The 9,218-nt window shown below is 62.6% G+C and carries 10 protein-coding genes; 5 read left to right on the top strand and 5 right to left on the bottom strand.

The window, feature by feature from the left end; genetic code table 11:
- Positions 1–2,013, bottom strand: a 2,013-nt coding sequence (locus NKH03_RS23405; RefSeq protein WP_352970777.1) for a beta strand repeat-containing protein, incomplete at its 3' end; no start/stop codon positions are given.
- A 460-nt stretch (positions 2,014–2,473) separates the two neighbouring features.
- On the opposite strand from NKH03_RS23405, the gene msrC reads away from it, so the two are divergent.
- On the top strand, positions 2,474–2,971 hold the full coding sequence (gene msrC, locus NKH03_RS23400) for a free L-methionine (R)-S-oxide reductase MsrC (RefSeq protein WP_352970774.1): 498 nt from the start codon (positions 2,474–2,476) through the stop codon (positions 2,969–2,971).
- 223 nt (positions 2,972–3,194) lie between these two features.
- Here msrC and NKH03_RS23395 read toward each other — a convergent pair whose 3' ends face one another.
- From NKH03_RS23395 to NKH03_RS23385, 3 genes are all read right to left on the bottom strand, one after another.
- Positions 3,195–4,250 carry a YeiH family protein gene (locus NKH03_RS23395; protein ID WP_352970773.1) on the bottom strand — a complete coding sequence of 352 codons (1,056 nt, stop codon included), beginning with the start codon at positions 4,248–4,250 and terminating at the stop codon, positions 3,195–3,197.
- A 106-nt stretch (positions 4,251–4,356) separates the two neighbouring features.
- Positions 4,357–4,743: an ester cyclase gene (locus NKH03_RS23390; RefSeq protein WP_352970771.1), complete on the bottom strand. Its 387-nt coding sequence runs from the start codon at positions 4,741–4,743 to the stop codon at positions 4,357–4,359.
- 213 nt (positions 4,744–4,956) lie between these two features.
- Positions 4,957–5,475: a hypothetical protein gene (locus NKH03_RS23385; RefSeq protein WP_352970769.1), complete on the bottom strand. Its 519-nt coding sequence runs from the start codon at positions 5,473–5,475 to the stop codon at positions 4,957–4,959.
- Between the two features lie 34 nt (positions 5,476–5,509).
- Between NKH03_RS23385 and NKH03_RS23380 the strand changes: the two genes are divergently transcribed.
- The 4 genes from NKH03_RS23380 (at position 5,510) to NKH03_RS23365 (ending at position 8,282) form a co-directional block, all read left to right on the top strand.
- Positions 5,510–5,977: a GNAT family N-acetyltransferase gene (locus tag NKH03_RS23380; RefSeq protein ID WP_352970767.1), complete on the top strand. Its 468-nt coding sequence runs from the start codon at positions 5,510–5,512 to the stop codon at positions 5,975–5,977.
- A gap of 154 nt (positions 5,978–6,131) precedes the next feature.
- Positions 6,132–7,565: an aldehyde dehydrogenase family protein gene (locus NKH03_RS23375; protein ID WP_352970765.1), complete on the top strand. Its 1,434-nt coding sequence runs from the start codon at positions 6,132–6,134 to the stop codon at positions 7,563–7,565.
- A 182-nt stretch (positions 7,566–7,747) separates the two neighbouring features.
- A complete protein-coding gene (locus NKH03_RS23370; protein WP_352970763.1) occupies positions 7,748–7,993 on the top strand; it encodes a type II toxin-antitoxin system ParD family antitoxin in 246 nt (81 codons plus the stop codon).
- Entirely contained in the window at positions 7,983–8,282 is a 300-nt protein-coding gene (locus NKH03_RS23365; protein WP_352970761.1) for a type II toxin-antitoxin system RelE/ParE family toxin, read from the top strand. The genes NKH03_RS23370 and NKH03_RS23365 overlap by 11 nt, the downstream gene beginning before the upstream one ends.
- Positions 8,283–8,437: 155 nt before the next feature.
- Here NKH03_RS23365 and NKH03_RS23360 read toward each other — a convergent pair whose 3' ends face one another.
- Positions 8,438–9,196 carry an amino acid ABC transporter ATP-binding protein gene (locus NKH03_RS23360; RefSeq protein ID WP_502913548.1) on the bottom strand — a complete coding sequence of 253 codons (759 nt, stop codon included), beginning with the start codon at positions 9,194–9,196 and terminating at the stop codon, positions 8,438–8,440.
- Positions 9,197–9,218 lie beyond the last annotated feature (22 nt).

Raw genomic sequence — 9,218 nt, 5'->3', positions numbered from 1 at the left:
TCCGCCGGCGATGCGCACCGTTCCGGCGTTGGTCAACCCGGCAAGCGTCTGGGAGGTGCCGGCAAGGTCAAGCGTGGCGCCAGAGACGACGGAGAACTGCGAGGAGGAACTGAACGCCTTGGCCGCGCCCGCGGCGAGCGTGCCGCCGCTGACCGACGTGGCGCCGGTAAATGCCGAGTTGTCCGAGGCGAGCACCAGCGTGCCTTGGCCATCCTTGACGAAAGTGCCGGCGCCCGAGAGCACGCCGGCATAGCTGGCATTGGCCGTCTGGTCGAAGGTGAAGGAGCCGCCCGCGCCGATCGAGACATCGCCGCCGAAGCGCTCGGCCGCCGAGACGAGGCCACCCTGGTCGATGGTCCAATCGAGCAGCGAGGTGCCTGCAAGCGTCAGCGTGCCGGCGCCGTCCTTCACCATCGCGCCTGTGCCGGAGATATCGCCGGCAAAGCTGGCGTCCGCCGCCTGGTCGAACACGACAGTGCCGGCATTGCCGATGTCGCCGCGGATCGAAGCCGTATTGCCTATCAGCGTGCCGGCGGTGATCGAGGTGCCGCCAGTGTAGGTGTTGGCGCCCGTCAAAACCAGCGTGCCGTCGCCGGCTTTCGTGAGAACGCCTGCGCCGGAGATGACATTGCTCAGCGTGAGGATCGTGCCGGGATCGGTCAGGAACGTTCCGCTGCCGGTCAGCGTGACGGTCCGGGCACTGGTGATGTTGGTGGTGGTTTGCAGCGTGCCGCCATTGAAGGTCAAGCCGCCGCTCGAATTACCCAGATTGCTGTCGCTCGATATTTGTAGGATGCCGCCGCTCAGCGTCCACGGCGTGATGGCGGCCGTCGTCCCTGTCAGCGTCCAGGTGCTGTTCCCTGTCTTCTCGTAAAACCCGAACCCGTCGTATTTGGCGCCAGCGCCGATCTGGGACACAGCGAAACTGGTGCTGGTATCGCCGCCCAGCTTGAAAGTGTCGGCGGAGCTGAAGGCAACGACATTGCCCGTGATGGTCGAGCCGGCCTGAATCTCCAGCGAATTGACTCCGCCGGTGAACTCGATGGCTTTGCCGGCTATCGGTGTTCCGCCGCCTGCACCGACGGCGCCGCCGCTGATCGTGCCCGCATTGATGATGGCGATGTTGGCGCCCTTGATCCCCGCGCCGCCATCACCGGCTGTCCCGCCCTGACCACCAGTCCCGCCAATGATCGTCGCCCCTGTCGCATTGATGATGGTTCCGCCCGACAGCAACAGAACACCGGCTCCGCCGTCGCCACCGCCGCCCGTGATGGTTCTTCCGCCTGTTCCCCCAAGCAGATTTCCGCTGTTCTCTATCGTTCCGCCACCGGTCAGGACGATGGCAGCACCGCCACCGCCACCGCCGCCCTGCGAAGTGCCGCGGCCGCCAACGCCGCCCCTGACGCTGCCGCCGGCTTCGACGATTACATTGGCTGACGAAAACATACCGACGCCACCACCTCCGCCACCGCCATTGGAGTTAGTGCCCCCAACGCCGCCGGTGCCACCTGTCACCGATCCGCCGCTGGTGACGATACTGTCCGCCGTGGCACTGACGCCGACACCGCCACCGCCACCGCCACCGCCCCTGGCGGTACCGCCCACGCCAGCGGCACCAGCACCGCCGGTCCCACCGCTGACGCTGGTGGAGATAGTCCCACTTGTGGAAATGACCTGGCCCGTAGCACCGGTCGCACCGGGAACGCCGTTTGGGTCGCCAAATGTCGTCGAGGTTCCTCCCGATCCTCCTGGAGCGCCGTTGCCCGTTGTGAGGTCAACGCCGCCGCCGCCGCCACCGGCGGTCGCGCCATTGGCGGCATTCTGACCTGTGGCACTTGCGGGCGCGCCGTCAACGCCCCCCTGTCCAGCACCTGCGCCGCTGCCATTGCCGCCATCAGCCCAAGCGGGCGCGGCGCTCAGCGCAAGGGCGACAGTAAGGATCGTAATGACAGAAGCGCTGGAACGGAGCGATACGGCCGGCTTGCGGCCGGAACGGATATGCGTGGCGAACATCGGTATGGCCCCTAATATCCGAGGCCGCCGCCCCGACTCATTTTTCTGATTTTTTACGACGCAGAACTTCGCCCCGCAATAGACCTATATTCGGGAGGACTACCAAATCGCTAATGTTGGCAAGGAAAGGCAAGCCTGTGATGTTTGCGCGACAGAATATTTTAAATTAGCTTCTGCTTGTTAAATGGAAGTTCTGTTAAATGACGTGGATCCGCTCGTCGGCTGCAACGTCGGGTATCAGTGACCGTCGCAAGGTTCGCCGTGAATACGGTGGCCGGTGCCGCGCGATGCTGCTGAAGGCAGGGGGCGGCACACGAGCCCGGACTATCAGTTGAATGCGCTTCTGCCTGGCTTTGACCGGGATTCGCGCTAGTTGTTCCGGTGGTCGTTTGGTGCGGGCTTGCCGGACTTTGGCAAGCGACCGGTGCGAAACCGCGATCCTCGATACGGAGACAAGTTCATGTTTGCAGCCAAGGCCATCGACACCTCGGACAAGGCCGCGTTCTACCGCGACCTCGCCACCCAACTGAAGGCGCTGCTCGAGGGCGAGCGCGATTCGATCGCCAATGCCGCCAACACCGCGGCGCTGATCTTCCAGATGGTGCCGGACCTCAACTGGGCGGGGTTCTATTTCCTGCAATCGGATGAGGAAATGGTGCTCGGGCCGTTCCAGGGCAAGCCGGCTTGCGTGCGCATCGCGGTCGGCAAGGGCGTGTGCGGAACGGCGGTCGAACTCGGCACCTCGATGCTGATCAAGGACGTGCATGATTTTCCCGGCCACATCGCCTGCGACGCCGATTCGCGTTCGGAACTGGTGGTGCTGCTCGAGGACGATCAGGGCGTCTTCGGCCTGCTCGACCTCGACAGCCCGCTGCCGGCCCGCTTCGACCAGGCCGATCAGGCCGGCATCGAGACGCTGGCGGCGATCTACGTGGCGGCGAGTTCTTTCGAGGACTGAACTACTCGGTAAGGACTGACGGTCGTTCGCCGCGTTCTATGGCGCCCCCCTCAGTCCTGCCGGACATCTCCCCCACGAGTGGGGAGATTGGATGTCGCGATCGATTCCGCCAATTTTCGACGTTGCAAAATGACGGGCTGGCGCAAAAACTGCTGATCTCCCCCCAAGTGGGGGAGATGTCCGGCAGGACAGAGGGGGCGCCGTAGAGGACGGCCTTTGGGTTCTAGGCGAATTTCACCAGCATCAGGCTGAAGCAGCCGATGAACAGGAAGGCCGAGAAGGCGAGCGCCAGCGGGCGCAGGCCGCGCGATCGCAGCCTCGAAATGTCTGCCTGCAGGCCCATGGCGGCCAGCCCCATGGTCAGCATGATCGTGGTGGCGAGCGCCATTGCCGACTTCACCTCGGCCGGCACGGTGATCAAGCTGTTCAGCGCCACGACGGCGACGAAGGCGGCGACGAACCAAGGCATCGGCGGCCGCGCGGCCGACTGACCGCTGCTTTTGCGGCGGGCCATCAGGCCGAGCGCGATGACCATCGGCGCCAGCATGGCGACGCGGGTCAGCTTGGCGACGGTGGCGATCTCGCCCGACTGGGTGCCGTTCTGGAAGCCGGCGCCGATGACTTGCGCCACCTCATGGATTGAGGCGCCCGCCCACAGGCCGAAAGCGTGCTGGTCGAGGCCGAGCATGGGCGCCATGAGCGGGAAGCCGAGCATGGCGATTGTGCCGAACAAAGTGATCGAGGCGACGGCGTAGGTGACGTCCTCGTCGCGCGCATCGGTGACGATGTTGGTGGCGACGATGGCCGAGGCGCCGCAGATCGAAGTGCCGGCGGCGATCAGCCGCGCCAGCTTGGCGTCGACGCCGATCAGCCGGCCGAGCGTGATGGTGAAAACGAAGGTGGCACCGAGCGTGGCGGCGACGATGCCGACGCCGCCGGCGCCGATCGACACCACCTGGCCAAGCGTCAGCTGGAAGCCGAGCAGGACGATGGCGAAGCGCAGGAGCCGGCGCTGCGAAAACGCGATGCCGGCCTTGGCATGGGCGGGCGTGCCGAGCACGTTGGAATAGATCATGCCGGCGACGACGGCTGTTATCATCGGGCTGAACAAAGCGAAGCCGGAGACATTGCGGGCCGAGAAGGCGAGGGCTGTAATCATCGCGACCAAGACGATTCCGGGGACGACGCCATTCCCGCCGAGGGATTTTCGTCCTTGGGCGAGTTCGGCGGAAATCAAGCTTTTCGGAATATCGTTCGTGATGTGAGTAAAGGAAGACAATGCAATACTCCGGGCGGGGTATGCCGGAGGAATGCCATTCCTTTATCGATCTTTCCAACGAATTATTTTCGTTAGAACGATCGGTTTTTGCGAACGATAGCTTTGACTAAAGCTGCGCTTCGATGGCCGCCTTGTCGATCATCGACCAGACGTGCCTGATCCTGTCATCCAGAAATTCGTAGAAGACGTTCTCGCTGAACGAGACTTTCCTGCCGTTGACGGGCAGGCCGAGGAAGTTTCCGATCGGCGTGCAGTTGAATTGGAGCCGGCTGGCTATGAAGGGCGTATCCGAGATCAGCAGTTGGATGTCGAAATAGAGGTCCGGAATTTCCCGGAAATCCCGCTCCAGCATCTCTTGGTAACCCGCCAGCCCGACCCGGTCGCCATTATAGTGTACCTCGTCATGGACGAAGCGATGCAGCCGCGCCCAATCCTGATTGTTGAGGCAAGCGATGTAGCCGCGATAGGCGTCGGCGAGGTCGGTGTCGGTCACGGCATTGCTCCGGTGCTGGCGTCCTTGGAAAGGTCTCGGTCGAGCAGGAAGATAGAACGACGGCGGATTCAATCCAGATGGATTGCGCTGCTGGTGCCACGGGGGCCGACTCCTAAAGCGCGTCGCGTTCGCATGGATTCATGCGACGGGTCTTTTCCAGGCATAGAGCCCACCATAGGTCGAGGCCGATGTCGCCGCGAGCGTGCACGCGCTCTACGACCGCGTCGCCATCCCGGCCAATTCCTTCGCCAGGACGGTGGTGTTCGCCATGAGCCAGCCTGACGAGGTCGACATCAACGAGATCCTTTTAGGCCGACGGCGCGGAAGTATTGAGGACGCAAGGCTTGTGTCGGGCGGGTGCGTCTCAGTTTGAAATTTGGCCTTGTGCGAACTCGCGTTCAGGATGGCAACCATCCGCACCGTCTTGTTCAGCGTCCCGGTCATATTTTTCCATCGATCAAATTGCCGTTGGCGCAAAGTATATAGCGATTCCATGCCCAACAGGCGCGAGGACCAGAACCGCGTTTTGCCGATGCGAGAAGCGCTATCGATCGAGCAGCCGTCTTGACAGCGCCGCGCTTCCTGCTTCAGCTTGACGCCATGCTCGTTCTCGCGCCCGCCACCGACAAGCGACGCCGCCCCCGCACCATGCGGAACGGCAAGCTGATTGCGCGACGACAAAGGCCGGCGGAATAGATCCGGTTCGTTCGTTTCCAGCCCCGCCCGCGACATAAGCCGGCGGGGTTTTCATGTCTGGAGCACTTTCATGAGCCTCGTTTCTTCCATCCGGTTTCGGCCGGCCGAGCCCGCTGACGCAGCTTCGATCAGGGGTATCGTGCGGGCCGCCTATGCCAAATGGGTGCCGGTGATCGGCCGCGAGCCGCTGCCGATGCGCACCGACTACGACAAGGCCGTTGCCGAGCATCCATTCGATCTCGCTGTCGAGGATGGCGGCATTGTCGGGATGATCGAAACCATCCTGACCGACGATCACCTCTGGATCGAGAATGTCTGCGTCGCACCGGATGAGCAGGGCAGGGGGATCGGCCGGCTGCTGCTCGAGCGGGCCGAGCAGAAGGCAGTCGAAGCGGGTCGCCTCGAGCTTCGCCTGCTGACCAATGGTGCGTTCGAGGCCAATGTCTCGCTCTACAAAAAGCATGGCTATACGATCGACCGCGAAGAGCCGTTCATGAACGGCGTGACGGTCTATATGAGCAAACGATTGGCGGGCTGACGCAAACAGCCAGATTGCCGCTGGTCCTGGCTCAACGACTGACGCACTGGCTCAACGACTTCCGGGTTGCGTTTGACAGCGGCGTTTGTGCATCGTTATCTCCAGCCACATATGACGGCTGGCACGGCCATGCGGTGCATCCCAAGGAGAAACCATGTCACACAATCTGCGGTTCTATATCGATGGCGCGTGGGTCGATCCTGTTGTGCCCAACACGGTCGACGTCATCGATCCGTCGAATGAGGATGCCTTCGCGCAAATCTCGCTCGGCTCCAAGGCCGATGTCGACAAGGCGGTGGCCGCCGCCAGGCGCGCCTTCAATACATTTGGCTTCACCGAGGTTGGCGAGCGGCTCGAACTCTTGAACCGCATCATCACGGTCTACAAGAAGCGCAGTGGCGATCTGGCGATTGCCGTGTCGCGTGAGATGGGTGCGCCGCGCCAGATGGCGTTGGACAGCCAGGTCGGCATCGGCCTTGCGCATTTGCAGAAGATGGCGGACGTGCTGAAGACGTTCGAATTTCGCCACGTGAAGGGCCACCATCTGGTGGTCAAGGAACCGATCGGCGTCGTCGGTCTGATCACGCCGTGGAACTGGCCGCTCAACCAGATCACCTGCAAGGTCGGTCCCGCACTCGCCGCCGGCTGCACCATGGTGCTGAAGCCATCCGAGATCGCGCCGCTCGACGCCATCATCTTCGCCGAGATCCTCGACGAGGCCGGCGTACCGAAGGGCGTGTTCAACCTCGTCAATGGCGACGGTCCGGGCGTCGGCCAGGCGCTGTCCAGCCATCCCGACATCGACATGATGTCGTTCACCGGTTCGACCCGCGCCGGCATCCTGGTGGCCAAGGCCGCCGCCGACACGGTCAAACGCGTGCATCAGGAGCTTGGCGGCAAGTCGGCCAACATCCTGTTCGGAGATGTCGATCTCGCAAGCGCCGTCACCAAGGGCGTCGCCGGCTGCTTCAGCAACAGCGGTCAGTCCTGCAACGCGCCGACGCGCATGTTCGTGCCGCGCGACCGCCATGACGAGGCTGCCGGCTATGCCAAGGCGGCTGCGGAAAAATTCACCGTCGGCCCCGCCGATGCGGCGGGCACCAAGCTCGGCCCGGTGGTCAGCCAGATCCAATTCGACAAGATCCAGGACCTGATCCAAGCCGGCATCGATGAGGGTGCGACGCTGGTCGCCGGTGGCCCCGGCCGTCCGGCCGAACTCAACCGCGGCTACTATGTCAGGCCGACGGTGTTCGCCGACGTCACCCATGACATGCGCATCGCCCGCGAGGAGATCTTCGGGCCGGTGCTGACGATCATGCCCTATGACAGCGTCGACGAGGTGATCGCCACCGCCAACGACACCGTCTATGGCCTCGCCTCCTACATCCAGGCCAAGGACATGAAGAAGGCGCGTGAAGTGGCGGCGCGCATGCGCACCGGCAATGTCTACATCAACTATCCCGAGTGGGATGCCGGCCTGCCGTTCGGCGGCTACAAGCAGTCGGGCAATGGCCGCGAATACGCCGAATACGGGCTCGATGATTTTTTGGAGATCAAGGGCATCGCTGGGTATGAGGCGGCCGAGTAGTGTTTGACATTTTTTGGGGGCGCGGCCGGCGCCGATCCCACTAGGGAACTCTAAGGGCGCGGGCGCGCCCTTGCCATTTGGAGTCCGTCGACCGACCGGGACCTTACCCCTTCTGGGCGCCAGAACATGGACATATACCAATTTTTGGTATATGTTTGCATCGTTACCTCAGGGTGAAGCTCATGTCCCGAAATACCTCTGTTTCCCTTGGCGACCATTTCGCCGGCTTTATCGATACGCAGGTTCAGACAGGCCGTTACGGTTCGGCGAGTGATGTCGTGCGTGCAGGCCTGCGGTTGCTCGAAGAGCATGAGGCCAAGGTCCGCGCCTTGCAAAACGCACTCATTGCCGGCGAGGAATCTGGCGCACCCGTTGCCTTCGATAGCACTGCATTCCTGAGGAAGATGCGGGCCAAGCATGCCAAATGAGAGCCGCCAATATCGACTCTCACCGCTCGCCGAAGCTGACCTGGAAGATATCTGGCTCTACACGTTCAAACACTGGTCGCTTGAACGAGCGGATCGGTATCACCACGATTTGATCGGTGCTATCGAGGCCTTGGCCAGCGGCGTCAAAACCGGCCGCCGCACCGAAGTGCGCGAGAACTATTTCAAATATCCCGTCGGTCAACACTTCGTTTTCTTCCGTCAATCCGAAATGATCCTAGATGTCATCCGCATCCTGCATCAACGAATGGACATCGAACGACATCTGTGACGGGCGAAGTGCGTTTGCTACCAAGATCCGTGCGATTTGGCGGGAATGGTAGCGAATCGCACCCTGGATATTGGCCTTTTCAGCAACGATAACAGTGGGATCGTTACCGGCCGCCCGAGAGAGAGCCATCGACTGACAGGCCTCCACACCGCGCCTTAATGCCTGAGAATCTTGCTGAGAAAAGCCCGGCTGCGGTCGGTCTTGGGGTGGGAGAAGAACTCGTCGGGCGTGCCGCTTTCGACAATGGCGCCGGCGTCCATGAACACCACGCGCTGGGCGACCTTGCGGGCAAAGCCCATCTCGTGCGTCACCACCATCATGGTCATGCCTTCCTCGGCGACCGCCACCATGACGTCGAGCACTTCGGAAATCATCTCGGGATCGAGTGCGGAGGTCGGCTCGTCGAACAGCATGATCTTGGGCCGCATGCCGAGGCAGCGCGCGATCGCCACGCGCTGCTGCTGGCCGCCGGAGAGCTGCGCCGGATAGGCATTGACCTTGTCGGCCAGCCCGACCTTGGCCAGTAATTCGCGGCCGGCCTTTTCGGCCTCGGCGCGCGGGATCTTGCGGACATGGATGGGGGCCAGCGTCACGTTTTCGAGCGCGGTCTTGTGCGGGTAGAGGTTGAACGCCTGAAAGACGAAGCCGATCTCGGTGCGCAGCTGCGTCATGTTGGTGGCGGGATCGCCGAGGCGCTGGCCGTCGACTACGAGGTCGCCGTCCTTGATCGCCTCCAGGCCGTTGACGCAGCGGATCAGCGTGCTCTTGCCCGAGCCGCTCGGGCCGCAAACGACGACCACCTCGCGCGGCTCGACGCTCAGCGTAATGTCCTTCAGCACGTTGAGCGAGCCGAACCATTTGTTGACGCCGCGAAAGTCGATCATGCCGGTTTTTGTCAGGCTTGGTTTGCTCATGGCTGTTGGCCCTTTGGAATTC

It is taken from the genome of Mesorhizobium sp. M1406 (assembly GCF_040317555.1).
GTDB lineage: Bacteria > Pseudomonadota > Alphaproteobacteria > Rhizobiales > Rhizobiaceae > Mesorhizobium.
This window is presented reverse-complemented; position numbering and strand designations above follow the sequence as displayed.

Excerpts from the sequence above, each read along its gene's own strand:
- msrC (WP_352970774.1), top strand. The coding sequence starts at position 2,474 with ATGTTTGCAGCCAAGGCCATCGACACCTCGGACAAGGCCGCGTTCTAC.
- NKH03_RS23385 (WP_352970769.1), bottom strand. The coding sequence starts at position 5,475 with ATGTCGCGGGCGGGGCTGGAAACGAACGAACCGGATCTATTCCGCCGG.
- NKH03_RS23380 (WP_352970767.1), top strand. The coding sequence starts at position 5,510 with ATGAGCCTCGTTTCTTCCATCCGGTTTCGGCCGGCCGAGCCCGCTGAC.
- NKH03_RS23375 (WP_352970765.1), top strand. The coding sequence starts at position 6,132 with ATGTCACACAATCTGCGGTTCTATATCGATGGCGCGTGGGTCGATCCT.
- NKH03_RS23370 (WP_352970763.1), top strand. The coding sequence starts at position 7,748 with ATGTCCCGAAATACCTCTGTTTCCCTTGGCGACCATTTCGCCGGCTTT.
- NKH03_RS23365 (WP_352970761.1), top strand. The coding sequence starts at position 7,983 with ATGCCAAATGAGAGCCGCCAATATCGACTCTCACCGCTCGCCGAAGCT.
- NKH03_RS23360 (WP_502913548.1), bottom strand. The coding sequence starts at position 9,196 with ATGAGCAAACCAAGCCTGACAAAAACCGGCATGATCGACTTTCGCGGC.